General features: G+C 70.9%; 18 protein-coding genes and 1 rRNA gene. 14 read left to right on the top strand and 5 right to left on the bottom strand.

Annotated features, from left to right (window positions below; translation table 11 throughout):
• Positions 1-118: 118 nt before the first annotated feature.
• The 3 genes from OG410_RS17570 to OG410_RS17560 all read right to left on the bottom strand — a co-directional run bounded on the left by OG410_RS17570 (position 119) and on the right by OG410_RS17560 (position 3,054).
• Positions 119-1,489, bottom strand: coding sequence for a coenzyme F420-0:L-glutamate ligase (locus tag OG410_RS17570; protein WP_329304151.1), 1,371 nt, complete (start codon positions 1,487-1,489; stop codon positions 119-121).
• Between the two features lie 5 nt (positions 1,490-1,494).
• On the bottom strand, positions 1,495-2,478 hold the full coding sequence (gene cofD, locus OG410_RS17565) for a 2-phospho-L-lactate transferase (protein WP_326787383.1): 984 nt from the start codon (positions 2,476-2,478) through the stop codon (positions 1,495-1,497).
• An 87-nt stretch (positions 2,479-2,565) separates the two neighbouring features.
• Entirely contained in the window at positions 2,566-3,054 is a 489-nt protein-coding gene (locus tag OG410_RS17560; RefSeq protein ID WP_329300034.1) for a cysteine dioxygenase, read from the bottom strand.
• 728 nt (positions 3,055-3,782) lie between these two features.
• Between OG410_RS17560 and OG410_RS17555 the strand changes: the two genes are divergently transcribed.
• The 3 genes from OG410_RS17555 to OG410_RS17545 all read left to right on the top strand — a co-directional run bounded on the left by OG410_RS17555 (position 3,783) and on the right by OG410_RS17545 (position 9,534).
• On the top strand, positions 3,783-4,046 hold the full coding sequence (locus tag OG410_RS17555) for a WhiB family transcriptional regulator (protein ID WP_003975777.1): 264 nt from the start codon (positions 3,783-3,785) through the stop codon (positions 4,044-4,046).
• Positions 4,047-4,276: 230 nt separating this feature from the next.
• Positions 4,277-8,020, top strand: coding sequence for a glycosyltransferase family 2 protein (locus OG410_RS17550; RefSeq protein ID WP_329300033.1), 3,744 nt, complete (start codon positions 4,277-4,279; stop codon positions 8,018-8,020).
• A complete protein-coding gene (locus OG410_RS17545; protein ID WP_329300032.1) occupies positions 8,017-9,534 on the top strand; it encodes a DUF5719 family protein in 1,518 nt (505 codons plus the stop codon). The genes OG410_RS17550 and OG410_RS17545 overlap by 4 nt, the downstream gene beginning before the upstream one ends.
• Positions 9,535-9,585: 51 nt before the next feature.
• Here the strand turns inward: OG410_RS17545 and OG410_RS17540 are convergent, their stop codons facing one another.
• Entirely contained in the window at positions 9,586-10,035 is a 450-nt protein-coding gene (locus OG410_RS17540; protein ID WP_326790929.1) for a metallopeptidase family protein, read from the bottom strand.
• A 270-nt stretch (positions 10,036-10,305) separates the two neighbouring features.
• Here OG410_RS17540 and OG410_RS17535 point away from each other — a divergent pair, with 270 nt between their 5' ends.
• The 9 genes from OG410_RS17535 (at position 10,306) to OG410_RS17495 (ending at position 21,116) form a co-directional block, all read left to right on the top strand.
• Entirely contained in the window at positions 10,306-10,779 is a 474-nt protein-coding gene (locus tag OG410_RS17535) for a DUF3499 domain-containing protein (RefSeq protein ID WP_329300031.1), read from the top strand.
• Positions 10,780-10,986: 207 nt separating this feature from the next.
• On the top strand, positions 10,987-12,603 hold the full coding sequence (locus OG410_RS17530) for an L-lactate permease (protein ID WP_329300030.1): 1,617 nt from the start codon (positions 10,987-10,989) through the stop codon (positions 12,601-12,603).
• Positions 12,604-12,758: 155 nt separating this feature from the next.
• Entirely contained in the window at positions 12,759-14,123 is a 1,365-nt protein-coding gene (locus OG410_RS17525) for a phosphomannomutase/phosphoglucomutase (protein ID WP_329300029.1), read from the top strand.
• Between the two features lie 413 nt (positions 14,124-14,536).
• Positions 14,537-14,707 carry a Trm112 family protein gene (locus OG410_RS17520; protein ID WP_078943765.1) on the top strand — a complete coding sequence of 57 codons (171 nt, stop codon included), beginning with the start codon at positions 14,537-14,539 and terminating at the stop codon, positions 14,705-14,707.
• Between the two features lie 316 nt (positions 14,708-15,023).
• Positions 15,024-16,151 (top strand): SIS domain-containing protein, encoded by a 1,128-nt coding sequence (locus OG410_RS17515; protein WP_329300028.1) that lies wholly within the window; start codon positions 15,024-15,026, stop codon positions 16,149-16,151.
• Positions 16,152-16,285: 134 nt separating this feature from the next.
• Positions 16,286-17,437 carry a mannose-6-phosphate isomerase, class I gene (manA, locus tag OG410_RS17510; protein WP_329300027.1) on the top strand — a complete coding sequence of 384 codons (1,152 nt, stop codon included), beginning with the start codon at positions 16,286-16,288 and terminating at the stop codon, positions 17,435-17,437.
• 146 nt (positions 17,438-17,583) lie between these two features.
• On the top strand, positions 17,584-18,558 hold the full coding sequence (locus tag OG410_RS17505) for a cation diffusion facilitator family transporter (RefSeq protein WP_329300026.1): 975 nt from the start codon (positions 17,584-17,586) through the stop codon (positions 18,556-18,558).
• Between the two features lie 343 nt (positions 18,559-18,901).
• Positions 18,902-20,359, top strand: coding sequence for an adenosylhomocysteinase (gene ahcY / locus OG410_RS17500; RefSeq protein WP_329300025.1), 1,458 nt, complete (start codon positions 18,902-18,904; stop codon positions 20,357-20,359).
• A 100-nt stretch (positions 20,360-20,459) separates the two neighbouring features.
• Positions 20,460-21,116 (top strand): hypothetical protein, encoded by a 657-nt coding sequence (locus tag OG410_RS17495; RefSeq protein WP_329300024.1) that lies wholly within the window; start codon positions 20,460-20,462, stop codon positions 21,114-21,116.
• A gap of 50 nt (positions 21,117-21,166) precedes the next feature.
• Here the strand turns inward: OG410_RS17495 and OG410_RS17490 are convergent, their stop codons facing one another.
• Complete coding sequence (locus tag OG410_RS17490; protein ID WP_329300023.1) at positions 21,167-22,243, bottom strand: RDD family protein; 1,077 nt, start codon at positions 22,241-22,243, stop codon at positions 21,167-21,169.
• Positions 22,244-22,372: 129 nt separating this feature from the next.
• Between OG410_RS17490 and OG410_RS17485 the strand changes: the two genes are divergently transcribed.
• The gene (locus tag OG410_RS17485; RefSeq protein ID WP_329300022.1) at positions 22,373-23,380 is read left to right on the top strand and encodes a stage II sporulation protein M; all 1,008 of its coding nucleotides are present in this window, start codon (positions 22,373-22,375) and stop codon (positions 23,378-23,380) included.
• A gap of 674 nt (positions 23,381-24,054) precedes the next feature.
• Positions 24,055-25,580 (top strand): 16S ribosomal RNA (locus OG410_RS17480).
• Positions 25,581-25,740 lie beyond the last annotated feature (160 nt).

Below are 25,740 nucleotides of genomic sequence, written 5' to 3'. Positions count from 1 at the left end.
GAACGGAACGGAACGGCACCGGCACCCGCGAGGGATCCGGCCCGCCACCCACGACGGGCCGCAGGGTCACCCACAGGGCCGGGCGGGGCACCATCCCCCGGTCAAGGCGCCCCGCCGGTCAACGCACCTCGACGAAAGCGGCCGCGTCCCGCTCCGGCCGGACTCTCGGCTCCTCCGCCGCGTGCCCGACGGCCACGGCTCCCATCGGGTCCCAGTTCCCCGGCAGCTCCAGCACCTCACGGACGACGTCACGGCAGAACATCGTCGACGACACCCACGCGGAGCCCAGCCGCTCCCCGGCCAGCGCGACCAGGAAGTTCTGCACGCCCGCCCCGGTGGCGACCACGAACATCTCGCGCTCGGCGCCGTCCCGCCGTCCGTCGCCGTAGGTGTGCGAGCCGTCCATGACCAGGCACGGCACCACGAGGTACGGCGCTTTGCGCAGCACGTCGCCCCTGCGGACCCGCCTGGCGATGGACTCCTCGCTCTTCCCGTCGCCCCGCAGATCCGCGATCCACGCGTCCCGCATGGCGTCGAGCAGTCGCGTCCGCGACCCGGCGGACTCCAGGAGCACGAACCGCCAGGGTGTGGTGTGGTGCGGCGCGGGAGCGGTCACCGCCGCCGCGACCGCACGGCGCACGGCGCCCGGGTCGACGTGCTCGTCGGTGAAGGCCCGTACCGTACGCCGCTGGGTCACGGCCTCCCGTACGGCCTCCGAGGTGCCCAGCCGGAACATGTCGTCCCGCGCGTCGCGCACCATCGCCCGCGCGCCCGTGCCCTCCGCATCGGTCACCAGATGCGCCAGACCGCGCACGACGGCGACGGGCAGCCCGGAGGCCTTGCCCTTGACCAGGTCACCGGCGGCGGCGAGTTCGTCGGCCGTGGCCACGACGGTCGCGCTCAGCGGGTTGCCGTGCGCGTCGGTGTCGCCGCGCAGGTCGTCCAGCACCCGCACGCCTGCGGCGCCGATGGCGACATCGGTGAGCCCGGTGCGCCAGGGCCGACCGAAGGTGTCCGTGATCACGACGCCGACGTCCACGCCGAGGGCGTCCCGCAGTCCTTCACGGATCGCCTGCGCGGAGGCGTCGGGGTTCTCGGGCAGCAACAGCACTGTCCCGGCAGGGGTGTTGGAGGCGTCGACCCCGGCGGCGGCCATCACGAGACCCTGCCGGTTCTCGACGATCCGCAGCGCGCCGCGCCGTGCCACGACCCGGACGGTCTCGGCGTCGATGGCGGCCTCCCGGTCGGCGGCCTCGACCATCCGGCCCTCGGCCTTCGAGACGATCTTGGAGGTGACGAGCAGCACGTCCCCGTCCACGAGTCCGGGCCCGGCCGTCGCGATGAGCTTCGCCAGGTCGTCTCCCTGACGCACTTCGGGAAGCCCGTCCAGCGCCCAGACCCGGTAGCCCGCGTCGGCGGGCCGCTCCCGGAGTTCCCCGCCGGTCCGCCCTCCCGCGCGTCCCGCCTCGCCGCGAAAGGCCGCGTCCATGGTGCTCACGGCGTCCGTACCTCCTCCGCCAGCGCCAGCGCCTCCCGCGCCATGCGCGCCGTCGCGTCGAGGTCGGACATCATCAGCGGTACGGCCCGGCAGCGGATGCCGGCCGCCTCGACGCGCTCCACGACGGAGGCGTCGACCGTGTCGACGAGCCAGCCGTCGAGCAGGCCCGAGCCGTAGTGCTCGGCGACCGCGGCGGCGGTGGACTCGACGCCCACCGCGGCCAGCACCTTGTCGGCCATGCCCCGCACGGGCGCGTCACCGACGATGGGGGAGAGACCCACGACCGGGACGCCCGCCTCGGCGATGGCCTCGCGGATGCCGGGCACGGCGAGGATGGTGCCGACGGAGACCACGGGGTTGGACGGAGGGAAGAGGATGACGTCCGCGCCGGCGATGGCCTCCAGCACCCCGGGAGCGGGCTTCGCCTGCTCGGCGCCGACCGGCACGATCGCCTCGGCCGGCACGGAGGCCCGCAGCCGGACCCAGTACTCCTGGAAATGGATCACCTTGCGCTCGCCCGCGGCCCCGGCCGGGTCGCCCTCCGGCAGCGTGACGGCGACATGGGTCTCGACCCGGTCGTCGGACATGGGGATGAGACGCACGCCCGGCTTCCACCGGTCGCACAGGGCTTCCGTCACGGCGCTGAGCGGATAGCCCGCGCCCAGCATCTGCGTCCGCACGATGTGCGTCGCGAAGTCCCGGTCGCCGAGCCCGAACCACTCGGGTCCCAGCCCGTACGCCGCGAGCTCCTCCTTCAGATGGAAGGTCTCGTCGGCCCGCCCCCAGCCCTGCTCCTCGTTGATGCCGCCGCCGAGCGTGTACATCACCGTGTCGAGGTCCGGGCAGACCTTCAGCCCGAAGAGGTGGATGTCGTCGCCGGTGTTGCCGATGACCGTGATGTCAGCGTCCGGCACGGCCCGCTGGAGACCACGCAGGAACCGTGCACCACCGATACCGCCTGCCAGAACCACAATGCGCATGGGGTTCAGTCTCGCAGGCGGGTACGACAACGTGTCAGCCGGTTACGAGCCCCCGGTGACGGCGGGCCGCTCTCCGGCGCGATCGCGTCACACGGTTTCGGCGACGGCGCAACGCGCCGCGTGCATCGGCATCTCGGTGAGGCCCGGGTAGTAGATGTGCAGGCTGACGGCCGGTTCGAGCGCGTCGTTGACGACCTCGTGGACATAGCCGGGCGCGAACACGCGCTGCGCGCCGGAGCCCAGGGCGCGTGTGCCCCTCTCGGTGTGCTCGCTCAGCGCGCCGTCCAGGACGGTCAGTACGCCGGAGGATCCGCCGTGGTCGTGCAGCCCGCTGGCCTGTCCGGGCACCCAGGACAGGAGCCACACCTCGTAGCCGGGCCCCGTGCGCAGCCGGTGGTACCAGCGCGAGGAGGCGTCGTAGCGGACGAGGTGTTCCCACTGGGACCGGTCGGCGGCGATGGAGCGCGCCAGGCCGGCGAACTCGGCCACGGTGGAGGGGTGTTCGCGCGGCGGCTGGAGCAGGTGCGGGACTTCGAGGATGTCGCCGGCGATCTGGAGGTCGTTGTCGCTGTTCATGGATGCGGTGGTTCCTCGGCGGGAGAGTGCTGGGGTGTCGCTGGCCGTTTCCGCCCGGGTCGCGGGCGGGGATTCCGCCCGGGTGGGGAGCGGGGAGGAGCCCTGGTGCGGGCAGTGGCCCCGGTGGGGGCGGGATGCGCCTCAGTGGCGGCGAGGCAGCCGGAGCGCGGTAGGGCTCAACAGCTGGAACAGCAACAACAGCTACAGCGCGCGTGGGCAGCACCGACGGACCCGGCGGTGCGGGTCGAGGTGGTTGCCAAGTGCGCGAGCATGCCCACAAGGACACCGGTTCACACCTCGACTGTCAACTGCATGTCCGGTATGCGAGAGATGTTTCACCTCATCCGGTTCATCTGGCAGGCGAAAGGTTTGTTCAGGCGACTCCCCGGACACATGGCGCACAACCGGGTGAACAAACCTCGCCGCGGACCCGTGATCCAAATGTGATCAGATTCGCTTCGGGGTCTGCGTCGGAACGAGATCGAACGCGTGGACGTCCCCCTCTGTGAGGAGACGGGCGTCTGACCTGGACCTCTTGGGCTGTCAGGGTTTATGACGATTTGAACACTTTCTGCATTGCCTTGGTTCCGCAGAGTGAATAAGGGGCCCAATAGCAGATCTCGGCTTGACTGGCCCGGATCGGCACACTTGTAATTTCACTCGTGTCGTTCAGCCGGGATCGGTAACGGCAGCATCACGGGGACGCGAAAGACAGACGAGGGGCGCACATGACCGAGCTGGTGCAGCAACTGCTGGTCGACGACGCGGATGAGGAACTCGGCTGGCAGGAGCGCGCGCTGTGCGCCCAGACCGACCCCGAGTCCTTCTTCCCCGAGAAGGGCGGCTCCACCCGCGAGGCCAAGAAGGTCTGCCTCGCCTGCGAAGTCCGCTCCGAGTGCCTCGAGTACGCGCTCGCCAACGACGAACGGTTCGGCATCTGGGGCGGTCTGTCCGAGCGGGAACGGCGCCGCCTGAAGAAGGCCGCTGTCTGAAAACCGTCGCACGGGGAAGCGGACGCGGAACACCGGTGGCACCCGTGGGTGCCACCGACCAAACGGCACACACTCTTACGTAAGGAACGGTCCGTCGCGTGTGGGTTATCCACAGGCGGCGGGCCGCCGTCTTTCCCAGCCGTTAGTGTGGGCCCTCGTCCGAGACGTCCCGCTGTCCCCGCCGGACACAGACGTCCACCGCAGTCCATCGAACCGGGGCCCGTACCTCGATGTCCGTGCACAGCCTTTCGGCAGCCAGTAACGACGCCGCTGCCGCCCCTGAGTTTCCGCGCCACGTGGTGACCGCGGTGCTCGTCTCCCACGACGGCGCCCGCTGGCTGCCACAGGCGCTCGCCGGGCTGCTCGGCCAGGACCGCCCCGTGCAGAACGCGGTGGCGGCCGACACCGGCAGCGCGGACGAATCCGCCCAGCTGCTCACCGAGGCGCTCGGCGCCGACCGCGTGCTGCACCTGGCGCGGCGCACCGGCTTCGGCCAGGCCGTCGAGGAGGTGTCCCGCACCGCCCCCGAACTGACCCCGGACGACCTGCCCTACCTCAAGCGTCCGAGCGGCTGGGACCCCGTCACGCGCAGCTGGCGCGACGACGCCTACGACATGCCGGACCTCCCGCACGGCGAGCCCGAGCAGTGGCTCTGGCTGCTGCACGACGACAGCGCTCCCGAGCCCGACGCGCTGGCCCAGCTGCTGCGCGTCGTGGAGAACGAGCAGGAAGCCGGCCAGGACGTGGCCGTCGTCGGCCCCAAGCTCCGCGGCTGGTACGACCGCCGGCAGCTCCTCGAGGTCGGCGTCACCATCGCCAACTCGGGCCGCCGCTGGACCGGTCTCGACCGACGCGAGCAGGACCAGGGGCAGCACGACCACGTCCACCCCGTGCTCTCCGTGTCCACCGCGGGCATGCTGATCCGCCGCGACGTCTTCGAGGAGCTCGGCGGCTTCGACCGCAGGCTGCCCCTCATGCGCGACGACGTCGACCTGTGCTGGCGCGCCCAGGCCGCCGGCCACCGGGTCCTCGTCGCCCCGGAAGCCGTCGTACGGCACGCCGAGGCGGCCTCTCGCGAGCGCCGCGCCGTCGACTGCGTGGGCCGCACCGCCGCCTCCCCGCACAAGGTCGACAAAGCGGGCGCCGTCTACACCCTCCTCGTCAACGCCCGCACCGCGCAGCTCCCCTGGATCCTGGTCCGCCTCGTCCTCGGCACCCTGCTGCGCACGCTCGCCTACCTCGTGGGCAAGGTCCCCGGGCAGGCCGTCGACGAGATCCGCGGCCTCCTGGGCACCCTGCTGCGCCCCGAGCGGATCATCGCCGGACGGCGCAGGCGCGGCCGTCCGCAGGTCGACAAGGGCGAGCTGCGCCCCCTGTTCCCGCCTCCGGGCGCCACCGTCAGGGCCACCCTCGAGCAGGTCGCCGGCAATCTGACGAGCCGCTCCGAGGCCGACGTCACCACGGGCGCCGGACGGCACGGAGGCGCCGTCGAGTCCGGACCGGGCGGCGACGACGGAGACTTCCTGGAGATCGAGCAGTTCGCCCGGATCAAGCGCATCGCGCGCAACCCCGGCCCGATGCTGTTCCTGGTGCTCTTGTTCGTCTCGCTCCTCGCGTGCCGCCAGCTGCTCGGCGGCGGGGCCCTCGCGGGCGGTGCGCTGCTGCCCGCCCCCGCCGACGCCTCCGAACTGTGGGCGCGCTACCTCGACGGCTGGCATCCGGTCGGCGCGGGCTCCACCCAGTCCGCTCCGCCCTACCTCGCGCTCGTCGCGCTGCTGGCCTCCGTGCTCCTCGGCTCCACCGGACTCGCGGTCACCGTGCTCCTGGTGGGATCCGTGCCGCTGGCCGGCTTCGCCGCGTACTTCGCCTCACGGCCCCTCGTCGAGTCCCGGCTCCTGCGGGCCTGGGCGTCCGTCGCCTACGCCTTCCTGCCCGCCGCCACCGGCGCGCTGGCGGGCGGCCGTATCGGCACCGCCGTCCTCGCGATCCTGCTGCCGCTCATCGCGCGCGCGGGCGTCGCGGCGAGCGGTCTCGCGAACGGCTCCCGCGCGCGCGGCAGCTGGCGTGCGACCTGGGCGTACGCCCTGCTGCTGACCTTCACGACGGCGTTCACCCCGATCGTGTGGCCCATCGCGCTGGTTCTCGGCGTCGCGCTCCTCGTGGTGCGACGCAGGGAGATCCCCGCCTACGGGCTGCGGTTCCTGGCCCAGCTCGGCACCCCGCTGCTGGTCCTCGCCCCCTGGTCGCTGACCCTGCTGCCGTTCGGCTTCTTCCGGCAGGCCGGCCTTGACTACGGTGCGAGCACGGCCTCCGCGCTCGACCTGCTCAGCGCCGGCCCCGGCGGGCCGGGCACCGTCAGCGGACTGATGCTCTTCGGCATCGTGCTGGCCGCCCTGGCCGCACTGCTGCGCTCCGAGCGCCAGGCGGGAATCAGGACCGCCTGGGTCATCGCCGTCGTGGCACTCGTCTTCGCGGTCCTGTCCAACCGCTCCACCTGGGCGGGACCCGCGACCCTCGTGTACGGGCTCGCGCTGCTGGCCGCCGCCGCCGTCGGCTCCGACGGGGCACGCGCGCGGGTCGCCGAGCAGAGCTTCGGCTGGCGCCAGCCGGTGGCCGCGCTCATCGCCTTCGCGTGCGCTGCGGGCCCCCTGCTCGTCGCGGCCGGATGGATCATCCGAGGCGCCGACGGACCCGTCGAGCGCCGCGACCCGGTGCAGGTTCCCGCGTTCGTCGCCGAGGAGAGCGGTACGCGCGACCAGGCCCGCACCCTCGTCCTCGACAGCAGTTCGGCCGCCAGGGTCGGCTACGTCCTCGTCCGCGGCTCCGGCGCCCGTCTCGGCGACGCCGAACTCGCCTCGGCCGGCGGCGAGAACAAGAAGCTCGACAAGGTCGTCGCGAACCTCGTGGCGGGTTCCGGCGCAGACCAGGCCGACCAGCTCGGCGGCTTCGCCGTGCGCTACGTCCTGGTCCGCAAGGGCGCGCCGCGCGAGGTGAGCCGTGTCCTGGACGCCACCACGGGCCTGTCCCGGCTGAGCCAGCAGGACGGCAGCGCCCTGTGGCGCGTCGACCAGCAGGTCTCACGTGCCGCGATCGTCCCCGCGTCGGGCGACCCGGAGTCCATCGCCGCCGGTCCGGTCGAGGTGCACACCACGGTCCCCGCCGGTGACGGGGGCCGCCTCCTGCGACTGGCCGACAGCGCCGACGCCGGCTGGACGGCGACCCTGGACGGCAAGCCGCTGACCCGCACCACGGTCGACGGCTGGGCCCAGGGCTTCCGGCTGCCCGCCGACGGCGGCAGGCTGGACGTCACGTTCGACGCACCGCTGAGCCACACGGCCTGGCTGTGGGCCCAGGGCGCCCTCGCCCTGGTCCTCGTGGTGCTCGCCCTCCCCGGGCGGCGCCGGGACATCGACGACGACCTCCCCGAGGAGCAGCAGCAGCCCGTGACCGCCGAGGACATGACGGGCGACGGCCGCCGCGCCCGCCGCCTGCGCGCCCAGGCCGAGGCCGAGGCGGAGTCGGGACGGCCGGACGAGGACCCGGAGTTCGACGACGGGTTCCCCGCGGACGCCGACGCGGACGAGGACGAGGAGATCCCGGCCGTCGTCCCGCACCAGCAGGCGTACGGCGAATGGGACAGCCCGAGTTACGCGAACGCCGAGTACGACACCTACGGCGGCGAGCAGTACGAGGGACAACAGGGACAACAGGGGCAGCAGGGTTACCCGGCGGGCACCTACCAGCAGCCGTACCAGGCGGATCCCTACCAGGGCGGCCAGTACGACCCGTACGCCTACGGCGGCACGGCGGCGTACGACCAGAACTACGGCCAGGGCTACGACGCCGACGGCAGGCCCTTCGATTCCCGGGGCCAGGGCTACGAGACGGGCGAGCAGGGCTACGACCCGGCGTACGACCCCACGCGGCCCCCGCACGGCAACGACAGTGAGCGCCCCGACGGGAGCCATCAGTGAACCGCACCACCCTGTCCCTGATCGCCGCGGCGACCGCGCTCGCCGCTGTCACCGGGTTCGCGACGCTCAAGCCGGCCGGCACCTCCGGCGACAGCGTGTCCGCCACGGCCGCGCGGCTGCCCGTGGAGCGCACCAGCCTGCTCTGCCCGCAGCCGAGCGCCTCCGACATCGCGGACACCACGTACACGTCCTTCACGCCCGTCGTGGAGGGTGCGAGCGGCAGCGGCAAGGCTCAACTCCAGGCCGCCACCGAGGAGTCGGCCGACGGGGCCGACTCCTCCGACTCGTCCGACGGCAAGAAGAGCGGTGCCAAGCCCGCCAAGCCCGTCGTCCAGCCCAAGGAACCCGGCAAGCCGGCCGCCGGCGACACCTCGGGTGCCGACGCGCCCGCCCTCGTCGGGCTCGCATCGGGCAAGTTCGCGCCCGGCTGGACGGTCCAGGAGACCACCGAGGTCGCCGCGGGCGTCGGGCGCGGTCTGCTCGGCACCAACTGCACCGCGCCCGACACCGAGTTCTGGTTCCCGGGCGCCAGCACCGCCGCGCAGCGCACCGATTACGTGCATCTGACGAACCCGGACGACGCCGCGGCGGTCGTGGACATCGATCTGTACGGCAAGGACGGCACGCTCAAGTCCACGGTGGCCGACGGGATCACGGTCCAGGCGCACGCCAGCGAACCGATCCTGCTGAACACCCTGACCGGCGATCCGCAGGCCGACCTCACCGTGCATGTGAAGGTCCGCAGCGGCCGGGTCGGGGCCGCCGTGCAGGCGCTCGACGCCAAGACCGGCGGCGACTGGCTGACGTCCTCCGCCGACCCCGCGGGCAGCCTCGTCATGCCGGGCATCCCCAAGGACGCCACCTCGGTGCGCCTGGTCGCCTTCGCGCCCGGTGACACGGACGCCGATCTGAAGGTCCGCCTCGCCTCGCCCTCGGGGACGATCACCCTGGCGGGCAACGAGACGCTGCACGTGAAGGCCGGTATGACCTCCGCCGTCGACCTCGGGGACGTCACCCGCGGCGAGGCGGGCTCCCTGGTGCTCACCCCCACCGGCTCGTCCGTTCCGGTCGTCGCCGCCCTGCTGGTGGTGCGGGGCAAGGGCGCCGATCAGGAGACCGCGTTCATTCCGGCCACCGCTCCGGTGGGCGCCCGTGCGACGGTCGCGGACAACACCGCCAAGGGGTCCACGCTCGCCGTGACCGCCCCGGGCGAGGGGGCCAGGATCAAGGTCACCGCGTCCGCGGGCAGCGGGGGCGGCATGGCCGTGTCGAAGACGTTCACCATCAAGGGCGGGACCACCCAGAACGTCGAGGCACCCGTCCCGAGCGGCCTCAAGGGCACGTACGCCCTGACCGTCGAGCCGGTCTCCGGAGGCCCCGTCTACGCCTCCCGGATGCTCTCGGCGAACCAGGACGGCGTTCCCGCGTTCACCATCCAGGGTCTCCCGGATGACCGCGGGACGGTCTCGGTGCCGGAGGCCGAACAGGACCTCTCGGTGCTGCTCGAGCAGTGACCGGGGACCGGTGAATCCGCCCGGGCCGGAGCGAGCGTTCCCGGGCGGTTCTCAGTCCTCGCCGTACCGCGGGTCGACCGTCTCCGGAGTCTGGCCCAGAAGTTCCGCGACCTGCTCCACGACGACCTCGTGCACCAGGGCGGCGCGCTCGTCGCGCCCCTTGGTGCGGATCTCGATCGGGCGGCGGTAGACGACCACGCGCGCGGGATGTCCCTCGCGCGCCGCGATCGTGCCGCCCAGCGGCACCGCCTCGTCGCTCCAGTTCTCGCCCGAGCGCTCCAGGCGGGGGACTTCGAGGACCATGAAGTCGATGTCCGCGAGCTGTGGCCAGCGTCGCTCCAGCCGTTCCACGGAGTCCTGCACGAGGTCCGCGAAGACCTCGGCACGGCTCGCCGCGAGCGGTACCTGGGGCGGCGCCACGGGGCCGCGCATGCCCCTGCCGTGGCGGTCACGACGACGGGGACCGGCTGCTGCGGCACGGGGCGGTACGGGGTTGTCCATCACTGACGAAGAGTAGTCCCCGCCCGGCCCGGCCGCCCGGCCCCACGCGGCGGTCGCCGGCGGCCCGGCGGCGGTCAGGCGGCCGGTGGCCCCGGCCCGGCCCGTCTTCCGAATGACGCCCGATGACCGTTCCCGTTAAGATTCGGCTCGATTCCATATCTCTCCAAGACCGTCTCTGACATGGCAATTGGCATGATTCGCACCAAGTGGTGACCGGATTCAGGTCTGTTCGGTATCTCGACACCCGATGTCGCCCCAGGTCAGGGTCCGATGCTCCGGAAGCGGTGTGGGGCGTCTCACAGGGCGACACGGTGGGATGACCTGGGGGAGAGTCGTCGCGGCCCGCTCAAGAGTGCGGTACCGTCCAACGTCGTGAGCCTTGTACGTCGCTGTTCGCGCACCGCTTGCGGCCGTCCCGCTGTCGCGACGCTGACGTACGTCTACGCCGACTCGACCGCGGTTCTCGGCCCGCTCGCCACCTACGCCGAACCCCACTGCTACGACCTGTGCGCCGAGCACTCCGAGCGCCTCACCGCGCCGCGCGGCTGGGAGGTCGTCCGCCTCGCCGACTCCTCCGGTCCCGCGCGCCCCAGCGGCGACGATCTGGAGGCACTGGCGAACGCGGTGCGCGAGGCGGCCCGTCCGCAGAAGCGCGCGGCGGAGAACGGCAGTGCACGTTCGGTGGACCCGATGGAGGTCGCGCGCCGCGGCCACCTGCGGATCCTGCGCTCGCCCGAGAACTGAGCGCTCGCCCGGGAACCGGGCGTCGCCCTCGCGGACGCGCGCGATGCCCTCCCGCAGTACCGCGCGGCCCGCCTCTTCGCCGCACCCTTCCCGGGCGCCGATTCCCTTGAGCGGCGCACACCCATTGACGCGAAGTTGTCGCGGACATGACGATTCCGATATCCGTGTGAAATCGCTTTCCGCATCGCGGAATCCGGGGAGGCGGCCGTGTACGTCCAGGAACTGCGACCCGTCGCCGACTCGCTCGGCCTGTCCGCCCTCGTGGCGGCCCTGCCTCTCCTCGTCGTCCTGATCCTGCTCGGCGGCGTCCGGCTCAAAGCCCACCTGGCGGGCCTGGCGGGCCTTCTGGCGGCCTCGCTGGTCGCCTGCCTCGCCTACGGCATGCCGGTGGACCAGACGCTCTCCAGCGCCGCTCAGGGCGCAGCGTTCGGTCTCTTCCCCATCCTGTGGATCGTCGTCAACGCCTTGTGGGTGTACCGGATGACCGTCCGGACCCGGCACTTCGACGTCCTGCGCCGCTCGTTCGGGCGCCTGTCCGACGATCCACGCATCCAGGCACTCGTGGTCGCCTTCTGCTTCGGCGCGCTGCTGGAGGCCCTTGCCGGTTTCGGCGCACCCGTCGCGATCTGCTCCGTGATGCTGGTCGCCCTCGGCTTCGACCCCGTGCGCGCGGCGGTCGTCGCCCTCGTCGCCAACACCGCGCCGGTCGCCTTCGGCGCGATGGCCACCCCGGTCGTGACCCTCGCCCAAGTCACCGGTCTGCCCCTGGACTCCGTCGCCTCGTTGGTGGGCCGGCAGACCCCGTTGCTCGCGCTGGTCGTGCCCCTCGTCCTGGTCGGGCTCGTCGACGGCCGGCGCGGACTGCGCGAGACCTGGATACCCGCCCTCGCCTGCGGAGTCGCCTTCGCCGCCGTCCAGTTCGCCGCCTCGAACTACGTCTCCGCGCAACTCGCCGACATCGGCGCCTCCTTGGCCGGAGCCGCCGCCCTGATCGCCGTGCCGCACGCGCGCGTGCCCGCGGCCGAGGCCGTACGGGCGTCGGTCCTGACCGGTGCGCGCAGCGAGGAACTCGACGAGCGGGACCCGCGCCGCGAAGTCGTGCGCGCCTACGCCCCGTACGCCCTGATCGTCACGGTCTTCTCGATCGCGCAGATCCCGGCCGTGAAGGACTGGTCGGCGCGGGCGACCCGTACGTACGACTGGCCCTTCCTCGACGTCGTCGGCCCGAACGGCCTGCCGGTGGGCGGGAACGTCTTCACCTGGCCGATCGTGTCGACCGGCGGCACCCTCGTGCTGCTCGCGGGGCTCTGCACGGCCGTCGTACTCGGGGTGCACGCGCGCGTGGCGGTCCGGGAATGGCTCGCGACCGTGCACGAGTTGAGGTTCGCGATCCTGACCGTGACGTCCGTGCTGGCCCTCGCCTACGTCATGAACCTCTCCGGACAGGCCGCCACGATCGGCCACTTCGTGGCGGCGGCCGGATCCGGACTCGCCTTCCTCTCACCCGTTCTGGGGTGGTTCGGTGTGGCGGTCTCCGGCTCCGACACGTCGTCGAACGCCCTCTTCGGCGCTCTCCAGGTGAGCGCCGCCCGGGAGTCGGGGCTGTCGCCCGAACTCCTGGCCGCCGCCAACAGTTCGGGCGGTGTCCTCGGCAAAATGATCTCGCCGCAGAACCTGACGATCGCCTGCGCGGCCGTCGGGCTCGACGGCCGCGAGGGCGACCTGCTGCGCAAGGTGCTGCCCTGGAGCCTCGGACTGCTGCTCATCATGTGCCTGATCGTGGTGGGACAGAGCTCACCGGTCCTCTCCTGGATGCTGCCCTGAGGTTCGCGAACGCTGCCTCGAGACGGGTGGGTTTCCCCCGGATGACGGGGACGGTTCGCAGGTCACGTATGCGCTCCACTCGGGCTCGGCACGGCTCGCCGTCATCCCGGACGGGTAGTTTGTGGTGACCGAAGTGGACTCCTGGAGGGTTGGCCGTGACTGCTGATCTGTCGCAGCTCGTGAAGGCGTACGACGTACGCGGGGTGGTCCCGGACCAGTGGGACGAGCCGCTCGCCGAGCTGTTCGGTGCCGCCTTCGTCCAAGTGACCGGAGCCGACGCCATCGTGATCGGGCACGACATGCGGCCGTCGTCGCCCGGCCTCTCCCGAGCCTTCGCGCGCGGCGCCGCGGCGCGCGGGGTCGACGTGACCGAGATCGGCCTGTGCTCCACGGACCAGCTCTACTACGCGTCGGGCGCGCTCGGCCTGCCGGGCGCCATGTTCACCGCCTCGCACAACCCGGCCCAGTACAACGGCATCAAGATGTGCCGGGCGGGCGCGGCCCCCGTCGGCCAGGACACCGGCCTCTCCGAGATCCGCCGGCTCGCCGAGACCTGGCTCGACTCCGGCGCCGCCCCGGCCTCGGACGCCACGCCCGGAACGATCACGCGGCGGGAGACGTTGGAGGACTACGCGGCGTACCTCCGCTCGCTCGTCGACCTGACCTCGATCCGCCCCCTGAAGGTCGTCGTCGACGCGGGCAACGGCATGGGCGGACACACCGTGCCCACCGTGTTCTCCGGTCTGCCGCTGGAGCTCGTCCCGATGTACTTCGAACTGGACGGCACCTTCCCGAACCACGAGGCCAACCCGCTCGACCCGGCGAACATCGTGGACCTCCAGAAGCGCGTCCGCGAGGAGGGCGCCGACCTCGGGCTCGCCTTCGACGGCGACGCCGACCGCTGCTTCGTCGTCGACGAGCGGGGCGAGCCGGTCTCCCCGTCCGCCATCACCGCGCTGGTCGCCGCCCGCGAACTGGACCGGAACGGCGGCGGCACGGTCATCCACAACCTCATCACCTCCTGGTCGGTCCCGGAGGTCGTCCGCGAGCACGGCGGCACCCCGGTCCGCACCCGCGTCGGCCACTCCTTCATCAAGGCCGAGATGGCCACCTCCGGCGCGATCTTCGGCGGCGAGCACTCCGCGCACTACTACTTCCGCGACTTCTGGAACGCCGACACCGGCATGCTGGCCGCCCTCCACGTCCTCGCCGCCCTCGGCGGTCAGGACGGCCCGCTCTCCGGGCTCGTCGCGGAGTACGACCGCTACGTGGGCTCCGGCGAGATCAACTCCACCGTGGACGACCAGGCGGGCCGCCTGGCCGCCGTCAGGGCCGCCTACGAGGGCCGCGAGGGCGTCGTCCTCGACGAGCTCGACGGCCTGACGGTCACGCTCGGGGACACCTGGTTCAACGTCCGCCCCTCCAACACCGAGCCCCTTCTCCGCCTCAACGCCGAGGCCCGCGACGAGGCGACGATGGCAAGGGTCCGGGACGAGGTGCTGAAGATCATCAGAGCCTGACCCCCGCCACCGGCGCCGGGAGCGGGCCACGGCCGGACACCGTCGCCCGGCAGTGGCAGTGGCGTCGGCCCGACCCGCCGTCCGTGGCGGGTCATGGCCGGGAGCCGCCCGATGGCCCCGACGAGGCCGCCGCGACCGCCCCGGCGGCCTCGTCCCGGCCGGTCCGCCATGCCCAGCAGGCCCGGCTCACCCCGGTCCACCCGAGGCCGGGCCGGGGCGTTCGGTCACGGTGCCGGTCGGGCGGCCCCCGTCGCCGGTGGGCCGGCGCGGGCACGGATACGAAGCGGACGTGGGCCGCGGAGACCCGCGTACCCGTTCCGCGCGCCGGGCGAACCGGTGGCGCGCCCCGGCAACAGGCTTCCCACAGCGGTACCCTGACCAGGCCGCATCCACCGTTTTCGGAAGGACACCCCATGCCGCTCGAAGCCGGCCTCCTGGAGATCCTCGCCTGCCCGGCCTGCCATGCCCCGCTCAAGGAGCAGGAGACCGAGCTGATCTGCACGGGAGCGGACTGCGGCCTCGCCTACCCGGTCCGCGACGGCATCCCCGTACTCCTGGTCGACGAGGCCCGGCGCCCCGCGTAACCGACGCATCCGCCTCGCGCACACGGCGCCGCGACCGCCGTACGCGAGGCGGCAGCGGCAGCGGCGCTGTCCCCGCCCGCGGACGGGCCGACGGCGCGGCAGGCACGACGACGAGCCACGGCACCCGAGGACGAGCGACGGCACAGCCGCCCGCACGGACGACGGCGACGCGGCCGTCCCGACCGGCGACCGGCGCACACCCGGCCGGCACCCGGTCCGACCCAGCACCGCTCGGCACCTCCCGCGAGCGACCCCGTGCAAGCGACCCCGGCGGCTCACGCGCAAGCGCCCCCGGCGATCGGAGGCTACCGACCCCATGCTCGACGAATCGCTCCTCGACGATCCCGACGCGCTCACCCGGGCGGACCGGCGGGCCCTGCTCCGCGGTGCCGCCGAGGCCGGCGCCCGGGTACGCACCGCGGTCCGGCACGCCACCGAGGCCGGCATCTCCGAGCTGAAGCCCGACGGCCGACCGCGCGCCGTCCTGATCGCGGGCCCCGGCATGGCCGCCACCGGCGTCGCCGAACTGCTCGGCACCCTCGCCGGAGCGAGCTGCCCCCTCACCCGGCTCACCCCCACGGGTGTCGCCCCCGCCGGAGGCGCCCTGCGCTGGGACCTGCCCGGCTGGGCGGGCCCCGTCGACCTCCTGCTGATCGCCACTCCCGACGGGAGCGAACCCGGCCTGGAACTGCTCATCGAGCAGGCCTACCGGCGCGGCAGCACCGTCGCGGCCGTCGCCCCCGCCGGCTCCCCCCTCGCCGAGTGGGTGGAAGGCGCCCACGGCCTCTTCGTATCGATGGCGACCGCCCCGTACGAGCAGGACGGGACCCAGGCGGCCTCGGCCCCCGGCGTGCTCTGGGCGCTGCTCACCCCGCTGCTCGTCCTCCTCGACCGCACCGGCCTGGTCTCGGCCCCGCCCCAGGCGCTGCAGAAGGTCGCCGACCGTCTCGACCGCGTCGCCGAGCGCTGCGGCCCGGCCATCGCGGCCTACAGCAACCCCGCCAAGACGCTCGCCGTCGAACTGGCCGAGGCGCTCCCGGTGATCTGGACGGAGGGCACCTCTGCGGGCCCGGCCGGCCGCCGCTTCACCGCCGCGCTCGCCGAACTCGCCGGCCGTCCCGCGCTCACCGCCGAACTGCCCGAAGCGCTCGCCTCGCACAGCGTGCTGCTCGCGGGCGCGCTCGCCGCGGGCGCCGACCCCGACGACTTCTTCCGGGACCGCGTCGAGGAGGCACAGGCACTGCACGCGCGCGTGGTGCTGCTCCGTGACCGTCCCATCGGCGGGATCAGCGCGGCCCCCGCCGCCCGCGAACTCGCCCTCGGCCACGACACCGCGATCAGCGAACTCGAACCCGAGGAGGGCGGCGAACTGGAAACCCTCGCCGAGCTGATCGCCATCACGGATTTCGCCGCCGTTTACCTGGCGCTCGCTTCGGGGGCCTGATCTTGGGCGTGACCTCGCGTCCGGCGCCCGTAGAGGGTGTCCGGCCCCGCGACCGGCGCCCCTGACACCACGCTTCCCGACCGACGCCCGCGCCCAGCGGGCCGCGCAGCGCACGTATGGAGAAGAAGACACCGATGGACCGCCTCGACAACACCGTCCGCCCCTACGCCTGGGGTTCCACCACCGCCATCCCCCGGCTGCTCGGCGTGGAGCCGACCGGCGAACCGCAGGCGGAGATGTGGATGGGCGCCCACCCCGGCGCACCCTCGCGCACCGGGCGCGGTCCGCTCAACGAGGTCGTCGCCGAGGACCCGGCGAAGGAACTCGGCCGCGCCGCCGTCGCCAGGTTCGGCCCCCGCCTGCCGTTCCTCCTGAAACTCCTCGCAGCCGGTGCCCCCCTCTCCCTCCAGGTGCACCCCGACCTCGAACAGGCACGGGAGGGCTACGAGGACGAGGAGCGCCGGGGCGTCCCGATCGACGCCCCGCACCGCAACTACAAGGACGCCAACCACAAGCCCGAACTGATCTGCGCCCTCACCGAGTTCGACGGCCTGTGCGGCTTCCGCGCCCCCGAGGAGGCCGCCGCGCTCCTCGCCGCCCTCGACGTCGACTCCCTCAAGCCGTACGTCGACCTGCTGCGCGCCCACCCGGAGGAGGCGGCGCTGCGCGAGGTCCTCACGGCGGTGCTGAGCGCCGACCCGGAGGACATGGCCCGTACGGTCGCCGAGACCACGGCCGCCTGCGCCCGCCTCGGCGGCGACCACGCCCCGTACGCGGGCCTCGCCCACCACTACCCGGGCGACCCCGGAGTCATCGCCGCGATGCTCCTCAACCACGTCCGGCTCCAGCCCGGCGAGGCCCTCTACCTCGGCGCCGGCATCCCGCACGCCTACCTGAACGGCCTCGGCGTCGAGATCATGGCCAACAGCGACAACGTCCTGCGCTGCGGTCTGACCCCCAAGCACGTCGACGTCCCCGAACTCCTGCGTGTGGTCCGCTTCGAGGCGGCCGACCCCGGCGTCCTGCGCCCGGAGGCGTCCCCCGACGGCGAAGAGGTCTACGCGACCCCCATCGACGAGTTCCGCCTCTCCCGGTACGTGGTCGCCGAGGGCGCCGACCCGCGCGACCTCACCCGCGAGACCCCGCAGATCCTGCTCTGCACCTCGGGTTCCGTGCGCGCCGACGGCATCGACCTGACTCCCGGCACCTCGGTCTTCGTACCGGCCGGGGAAAAGGCCGAAGTGTCCGGGTCCGGCACGATCTTCCGTGCGACAGTTGTCGCCTGACGGGACGACGGGACCTACCTGAGGCGCGTCGCCGACGGACCGGGCTGCAAGAATGGCCCACCGCAAAGGACGGGCAAAGTCCGGACCGGGCGGGGTACGAGGGTACGAACGGGTCCGGACGGCGTACGAAGGGACAGCAGGAGCAGATGAGCGCTTCAGGCGGCACCAAAGCGATCGTGGCGGCACTCGGCGCCAACCTCGCGATCGCGGTATCGAAGTTCGTGGCGTTCGCGTTCAGCGGCTCCTCCTCGATGCTCGCCGAGGGCGTTCACTCGGTCGCCGACTCCGGCAACCAGGCGCTGCTCCTGATCGGCGGCAAGAAGGCCCAGCGCGAGGCGACCCCGCAGCACCCGTTCGGCTACGGCCGCGAGCGCTACATCTACGCCTTCCTCGTCTCGATCGTCCTGTTCTCCGTCGGCGGCATGTTCGCCGTCTACGAGGGCTACGAGAAGATCAAGCACCCGCACGAGATCGAGCACTGGTACTGGCCGGTCGGCGTGCTGGTGTTCGCGATCATCGCCGAGAGCTTCTCCTTCCGTACGGCCATCAAGGAGTCCAACGAGCTGCGCGGCTCCCACTCCTGGTCCCAGTTCATCCGCCGCGCCAAGGCCCCCGAACTGCCCGTCGTCCTGCTGGAGGACTTCGGCGCGCTCATCGGTCTGGTCCTCGCGCTCGGCGGAGTCGGCCTCGCCCTGCTCACGGACGACGGCACCTGGGACGGCATCGGCACGGTCTGCATCGGTGTCCTGCTCATCCTGATCGCGCTGGTGCTCGCCGCCGAGACCAAGTCGCTCCTGCTGGGCGAGTCGGCGGGCCCGGAGGACACCGCGAAGATCGAGGCGGCGATGGTCGACGGCGCCACCGTCACCGGCATCATCCACATGCGCACGCTCCACCTCGGCCCGGAGGAACTCTTGGTCGCCGCGAAGATCGCCGTCAAGCACGACGACACGGCCGCCCAGGTCGCCACCGCCATCGACGCCGCCGAGTCCCGCATCCGCGCCGCCGTCCCGATCGCCAGGGTGATCTACCTGGAGCCGGACATCTACAGCGACGCCGAGGCGGCCAAGGGCCCGAACCCCGCCGCGACCCCCGGCGGGCCGACGCCGGACGGCCACTGACCCACCCGCTCGTACGCCGCCGGCGTCCGTCTCCGCCGCCCAGGACCTCGGCCGAGCCCCTCGGTCCGGGCCGAGGGGGGCCGCTTTGTCCGGAGGTGGACTGGGGAGGGACAGCCTCACCGGTGTAGCTTGGGTGCTGAGCCAGACGTCGCTGCTGATGGCGGTCGGGCGGTCCCACCGCGGACCGGCCGAGGGAGAGAGGGCCTCCGACGGATGCGCTGCGCGCACCGGGCACACCTGTGCCCTGCCGGTGCACGTCCGTGCCCCGGTCGGGCACGCGTACGTGCTGCCGCCGCGCAGGACAGCCCTATCCACCTCGCCCCGATTCCGAGGAGCAGCTCGTATGACGACTGTCGACAACCGACAGGACTTCAAGGTCGCCGACCTCTCCCTGGCCGCCTTCGGCCGCAAGGAGATCACCCTCGCCGAGCACGAGATGCCCGGCCTGATGTCGATCCGCCGGGAGTACGCCGAGGCGCAGCCCCTCGCGGGCGCCCGCGTCACCGGCTCCCTGCACATGACCGTGCAGACCGCCGTTCTCATCGAGACCCTGGTCGCCCTGGGCGCCGAGGTCCGCTGGGCCTCCTGCAACATCTTCTCCACCCAGGACCACGCCGCCGCCGCCATCGCGGTCGGCCCCGACGGCACGCCCGAGAACCCGCAGGGCGTCCCGGTCTTCGCCTGGAAGGGCGAGACCCTGGAGGAGTACTGGTGGTGCACGGAGCAGGCGCTGACCTGGCCGAACACCCCCACCGGCGGCCCGAACATGATCCTGGACGACGGTGGTGACGCCACCATGCTCGTCCACAACGGCGTCGAGTACGAGAAGGACGGCAAGGTCCCCTCGGTCGACACCGCCGAGTCCGACGAGCACCGCGTCGTCCTCGAACTCCTGCACCGCACCATCACGGACGGCTCGCAGAAGTGGACCCAGCTCGCCTCGGAGATCCGCGGCGTGACCGAGGAGACCACGACCGGCGTCCACCGCCTGTACGAGATGTACCGCGACGGCACCCTGCTGTTCCCGGCGATCAACGTGAACGACGCGGTGACCAAGTCGAAGTTCGACAACAAGTACGGCTGCCGCCACTCGCTGATCGACGGCATCAACCGTGCCACCGACACGCTGATCGGCGGCAAGACCGTCGTCGTCTGCGGCTACGGCGACGTGGGCAAGGGCTGCGCGGAGTCCCTGCGCGGCCAGGGTGCCCGAGTGATCATCACCGAGATCGACCCGATCTGCGCGCTGCAGGCGGCGATGGACGGCTACCAGGTCACGACGCTGGACGAGGTCGTCGACAAGGCCGACATCTTCGTCACCACGACGGGCAACAAGGACATCATCATGGCCGCGGACATGGCCAGGATGAAGCACCAGGCGATCGTCGGGAACATCGGTCACTTCGACAACGAGATCGACATGGCCGGCCTCGCGAAGATCGACGGCATCGTCAAGGACGAGGTCAAGCCGCAGGTCCACACCTGGAAGTTCCCCGACGGCAAGGTCATCATCGTGCTGTCCGAGGGCCGCCTGCTGAACCTGGGCAACGCGACCGGTCACCCGTCGTTCGTGATGTCCAACTCGTTCGCGGACCAGACCCTGGCCCAGATCGAGCTGTTCACCAAGCCCGAGGAGTACCCGACCGACGTCTACGTGCTGCCCAAGCACCTGGACGAGAAGGTCGCCCGTCTCCACCTCGACGCGCTCGGCGTGAAGCTCACGACGCTCCGCCCCGAGCAGGCCTCGTACATCGGTGTCGAGGTCGACGGCCCGTACAAGTCGGACCACTACCGCTACTGAGCACGCCCGCCGAGCAGCGGTACCACCGCTCGGCGTCCGGATGTCAGCAGGCCCTCGCCGTCCCGGCGGGGGCCTGTCCCCGATGAGGACCTGAACGCCCATGCCCCGCGGCCGCTATTCGCTCCATGATCCGCACGATCACACCCCCCTCGCCGACGAACACTTCCACTGCGCGCCCGGCCCCTCCGGCTGGCGCTACGTATCCCAACTCACGACGCCTTCCGGCACGACGCCGGACGGCCTCCCCGAGCCCGCGACGGCGACGGTCACCGGCTCCGTCGACCTCGCCCTCGACGATCTAGGCCGCCCCATCCGCCTCGAACTGCACGCGTCCGGCTGGCAGGTGCGGGGCGCCGCTCTCGACGGCGTGACCTGGGTCCGTACCGACCCCACCGGGACCGAGGCCACCGAAGGCAACGTGCCCGCCCACGCCTTCACCGGCACCTCTCCCGCCTTCCTCGTCGCCACCGCCCGCCTCCTTCGCCTCACCCCTTCCCTCACTCCCGCGGCGACCCGCGTCCGCCTCGTCGCCTTCACCGACCCGGTCCTCGCCCCGCGCACCCTCGACCAGTCCTGGGCCTTGATCGCAAGCGAAACACACGCCACTGACAACGGGCCGCTGACCGTGGACGAATACCAGGTCACAGCACTGGACACGGGGGAACAGCACGCCGTGCACATCGCCGGCGACGTGGTGCTCGCGGCCCCCGGCATCGAACTGGAACACCTGGAATCACCGCCGTCGGTGTTCACCTGACAGCGCTGCCGGGCCGTTCTGAGCCACCGCCGATCCGGTGGCGAGGGCGTCTACGCGGGCGGCGCGAAGCCGGTCGACGGACGCTCGTCCCGGCCGGCGTGCTCGACCGGGGCGACCGGGTTCGCCGGAGCGACCGGGTTGGCCGAACCGGCCGGAGGCGGGGACGGCTGCTGAGGCGCGATCCCGTACCCGGCGGGGGCCGACCGGGTGGGGTGTATGCCGGATCCAGGCTGGAACGGGTGGCCGACAGGAGCGCCCGGCTGAGGGGGATAGCCGGCGGGAGCGCCGGGCTGGAAGGGATAGCCGACAGGCCCACCCGGTTGTCCCGGCTGCGGGAAGTGATGGCCGCCGGGTGCGGGGGGCGCGAATCCGCCTGGCACAGCACCGAACGTCCGACGGGCCTCGCGGGTCTGCCGCTCGTGCACGACAGCCGCCAGATACGCGCCCGCCGGTACGCCCTGCGGCGCCGGTGCCCCGGTACGAGCGGCGAGATCCACGGCGAGCCGTTCCGCCATCGCCCCACCGATCTGCGGATCCAGCTGCCGCATCCGCGTCAGGTACTGGCGGATGGCCAGCCACAGCCCGTCCGGTACGGCGGACAGATCGAGCTCCGCGAACCGTCCCGCCAGCCAGGGCGGCGGCGCGGGAACGTACGGCATCCGTCCCACCGGAATCCGCTCCCGCACGACGAGGGTCCCGGCGAACACGTCACCGAGCCGCCGCCCGCGCTCCGACACCAGCGAAGCGATGCACGCGACGATCCCGAACGTCATCAGGATCTCGACCACCCCCACGGCACCGCGCACCAGAGCGTGCCGGAACCGGATCGGCCCGCCGTCGTCCCGCACCACCCGCAGCCCGCACGCCAGCTTTCCCAGAGAGCGGCCGTGACTGAGCGTCTCCACGGCGATCGGGCCGCCCACCAGCACCAGCAGAAAGCTCGCGAGCGAGACGGCGATCTGCGCCGCGTCGTCCAACGCGGCGGTCGCGGCGACCAGACCGATGGTCACGACGATGTAGACCGCCACCGCCAAGGCCAGGTCGAGCACCACGGCAAGCGCCCGGCTCGGCAGTTTCGCGGGCCGCAACTCCAATGCCACTGCCTCGCCCGTCACCAGCTCACTCACGCGCACCGCCCTTCCCCTGACCTGCCCCGACAACCGCCAGTCTGCCAAGCTGAGGGCGCATCGCGCCCCAGTAGGACAAGCTGACATCAACGACGAGCCCCCGATGCGCAGCGAGGAGCAGGCAAACCGATGGACCTCGACGTCTTCGTCTCCGCCCACCGAGCCGAGTGGGACAGACTCGACGCCCTGCTGCGCCGCCAGCGCCGGCTGACCGGGGCCGAGGCCGACGAACTCGTCACCCTGTACCAGCGAACCGCCACCCATCTCTCGCTGATCCAGTCCAGCGCGCCCGATCCCCAGCTGACCGGGTGTCTCAGCCAACTCGTGGCACGCGCGCGCAGCGCGGTCACAGGCACCCGCCGAGCCTCGTGGCGCGACGTCACCCGCTTCCTGACACACGGTTTCCCAGCGGCCGTGTACCGCTCCCGCCACTGGTGGGTGCCCACGGCGCTCCTGTCCACGGCGATAGCCGCCCTCCTCGGGTGGTGGATCGGCACCCACCCCGAGGTCCAGGCCGCCATCGCCGCCCCTGAAGAACTGCGTTCCCTCACCCGCCCCGGCGGTGAGTACGAGACCTACTACTCCAGTCATCCCGCCGCCGCCTTCGCCGCCCAGGTGTGGACGAACAACGCCGAGGCGGCCGCCCTGTGCCTGGTGCTGGGCGTCTTCCTGGGCCTTCCGGTCCTCGGGGTTCTCCTCGAGAACATGCTCAACCTGGGTGTCGGCATCGGCCTGATGTCGTCGGCCGGCCGCCTCGACACCTTCCTCGGCCTCGTCCTCCCGCACGGCCTGCTGGAACTGACCGCCGTCTTCGTCGCCGCGGGGACGGGACTGAAGCTGGGCTGGACCGTGATCGACCCGGGCCCGCGGTCCCGTCGTACAGCTCTCGCGGAAGAGGGACGCGCCGCACTGGGCATGGCGATCGGACTGGCGTTGATTCTCTTCATCTCGGGTGCCATCGAAGGCTTCGTCACGCCGTCGGGCCTCCCGACCTGGGCCCGTATCGGCATCGGGATCGCTGCTGAGCTGGCCTTTCTCGCGTACGTCTATGTCCTCGGAGGTCGCGCGGCACGCTCCGGTGAGACCGGAGACGTCGCGGCGAGCGAGCGCAGCGCCACTCTGCCTACAGCCGCCTGATGTGCGCGTGCCCCGGCTGACCTGCTAGCCTTGTCGTTACCCCAGAAAACTCGTTGACACGGGTTGAGCGGGGAGGTAGATTTGAACAGTTGCCTAGAACTGGACACATCCGGTGGCAGCGGCTAGAGTCTGCTCGCTTCTCAAAGCAATCGACACGTCGATTCAGAAGAAGCCCCTCCTGATGATTCAGAAATGGTTGCCGGTCAATCCGGCCCACAGATTCTGATAAAGTCGGAGTCGCTGAAAAGGGAAACGCGAGAGCGGATTACCTTGAAAGCACCGAGGAAATCGGGCCCGAAAGGTTCTGATAGAGTCGGACTCGCCGGAAAGGGAAACGCGAAAGCGGAAACCTGGAAAGCACCGAGGAAATCGGATACGGAAACGGTCTGATAGAGTCGGAAACGCAAGACCGAAGGGAAGCGCCCGGAGGAAAGCCCGAGAGGGTGAGTACAAAGGAAGCGTCCGTTCCTTGAGAACTCAACAGCGTGCCAAAAATCAACGCCAGATTTGTTGATACCCCGTCTCCGGCCGTTCGGTCGGGACGAGGTTCCTTTGAAAAAGTCCTGCCGGGCATTGTTCCGGCAGGCGCATCAGCGAGGACGCTGTGAACGCCGGTCCTATTCCGACCGGTTGTTCCGCTCTCGTGATGTAGCCCCGACGCAGTCGGGAAAACATTCACGGAGAGTTTGATCCTGGCTCAGGACGAACGCTGGCGGCGTGCTTAACACATGCAAGTCGAACGATGAAGCCCTTCGGGGTGGATTAGTGGCGAACGGGTGAGTAACACGTGGGCAATCTGCCCTTCACTCTGGGACAAGCCCTGGAAACGGGGTCTAATACCGGATAACACTCCTGCCTGCATGGGTGGGGGTTAAAAGCTCCGGCGGTGAAGGATGAGCCCGCGGCCTATCAGCTTGTTGGTGAGGTAGTGGCTCACCAAGGCGACGACGGGTAGCCGGCCTGAGAGGGCGACCGGCCACACTGGGACTGAGACACGGCCCAGACTCCTACGGGAGGCAGCAGTGGGGAATATTGCACAATGGGCGAAAGCCTGATGCAGCGACGCCGCGTGAGGGATGACGGCCTTCGGGTTGTAAACCTCTTTCAGCAGGGAAGAAGCGAAAGTGACGGTACCTGCAGAAGAAGCGCCGGCTAACTACGTGCCAGCAGCCGCGGTAATACGTAGGGCGCAAGCGTTGTCCGGAATTATTGGGCGTAAAGAGCTCGTAGGCGGCTTGTCACGTCGGGTGTGAAAGCCCGGGGCTTAACCCCGGGTCTGCATTCGATACGGGCTAGCTAGAGTGTGGTAGGGGAGATCGGAATTCCTGGTGTAGCGGTGAAATGCGCAGATATCAGGAGGAACACCGGTGGCGAAGGCGGATCTCTGGGCCATTACTGACGCTGAGGAGCGAAAGCGTGGGGAGCGAACAGGATTAGATACCCTGGTAGTCCACGCCGTAAACGGTGGGAACTAGGTGTTGGCGACATTCCACGTCGTCGGTGCCGCAGCTAACGCATTAAGTTCCCCGCCTGGGGAGTACGGCCGCAAGGCTAAAACTCAAAGGAATTGACGGGGGCCCGCACAAGCAGCGGAGCATGTGGCTTAATTCGACGCAACGCGAAGAACCTTACCAAGGCTTGACATACACCGGAAAGCATTAGAGATAGTGCCCCCCTTGTGGTCGGTGTACAGGTGGTGCATGGCTGTCGTCAGCTCGTGTCGTGAGATGTTGGGTTAAGTCCCGCAACGAGCGCAACCCTTGTTCTGTGTTGCCAGCATGCCCTTCGGGGTGATGGGGACTCACAGGAGACTGCCGGGGTCAACTCGGAGGAAGGTGGGGACGACGTCAAGTCATCATGCCCCTTATGTCTTGGGCTGCACACGTGCTACAATGGCAGGTACAAAGAGCTGCGAAGCCGTGAGGCGGAGCGAATCTCAAAAAGCCTGTCTCAGTTCGGATTGGGGTCTGCAACTCGACCCCATGAAGTCGGAGTTGCTAGTAATCGCAGATCAGCATTGCTGCGGTGAATACGTTCCCGGGCCTTGTACACACCGCCCGTCACGTCACGAAAGTCGGTAACACCCGAAGCCGGTGGCCCAACCCCTTGTGGGAGGGAGCTGTCGAAGGTGGGACTGGCGATTGGGACGAAGTCGTAACAAGGTAGCCGTACCGGAAGGTGCGGCTGGATCACCTCCTTTCTAAGGAGCATCTAGGCCGCCGGGCTTGCCCGGTGGTCCAGGGCCATTACGTCGGCAGATGTCCGACGGTGGTTGCTCATGGGTGGAACGTTGATTATTCGGCACTCTTGACCGTCTTCTCCTTCCGGTACTGCTCTTCGGAGCGTGGAAAGAATGAGGG

Source organism: Streptomyces sp. NBC_00659, assembly GCF_036226925.1.
GTDB lineage: Bacteria > Actinomycetota > Actinomycetes > Streptomycetales > Streptomycetaceae > Streptomyces.
Note: the sequence above shows the minus strand (reverse complement) of the source record. Positions and strands in the feature narration are given on the sequence as shown.

Coding starts and splice junctions, on each gene's coding strand:
- OG410_RS17570 (WP_329304151.1), bottom strand. CDS start 1,489: ATGGACGCGGCCTTTCGCGGCGAGGCGGGACGCGCGGGAGGGCGGACC.
- cofD (WP_326787383.1), bottom strand. CDS start 2,478: ATGCGCATTGTGGTTCTGGCAGGCGGTATCGGTGGTGCACGGTTCCTG.
- OG410_RS17560 (WP_329300034.1), bottom strand. CDS start 3,054: ATGAACAGCGACAACGACCTCCAGATCGCCGGCGACATCCTCGAAGTC.
- OG410_RS17555 (WP_003975777.1), top strand. CDS start 3,783: ATGACCGAGCTGGTGCAGCAACTGCTGGTCGACGACGCGGATGAGGAA.
- OG410_RS17550 (WP_329300033.1), top strand. CDS start 4,277: ATGTCCGTGCACAGCCTTTCGGCAGCCAGTAACGACGCCGCTGCCGCC.
- OG410_RS17540 (WP_326790929.1), bottom strand. CDS start 10,035: ATGGACAACCCCGTACCGCCCCGTGCCGCAGCAGCCGGTCCCCGTCGT.
- OG410_RS17535 (WP_329300031.1), top strand. CDS start 10,306: ATGCTCCGGAAGCGGTGTGGGGCGTCTCACAGGGCGACACGGTGGGAT.
- OG410_RS17520 (WP_078943765.1), top strand. CDS start 14,537: ATGCCGCTCGAAGCCGGCCTCCTGGAGATCCTCGCCTGCCCGGCCTGC.
- OG410_RS17515 (WP_329300028.1), top strand. CDS start 15,024: ATGCTCGACGAATCGCTCCTCGACGATCCCGACGCGCTCACCCGGGCG.
- manA (WP_329300027.1), top strand. CDS start 16,286: ATGGACCGCCTCGACAACACCGTCCGCCCCTACGCCTGGGGTTCCACC.
- OG410_RS17505 (WP_329300026.1), top strand. CDS start 17,584: ATGAGCGCTTCAGGCGGCACCAAAGCGATCGTGGCGGCACTCGGCGCC.
- ahcY (WP_329300025.1), top strand. CDS start 18,902: ATGACGACTGTCGACAACCGACAGGACTTCAAGGTCGCCGACCTCTCC.
- OG410_RS17495 (WP_329300024.1), top strand. CDS start 20,460: ATGCCCCGCGGCCGCTATTCGCTCCATGATCCGCACGATCACACCCCC.
- OG410_RS17485 (WP_329300022.1), top strand. CDS start 22,373: ATGGACCTCGACGTCTTCGTCTCCGCCCACCGAGCCGAGTGGGACAGA.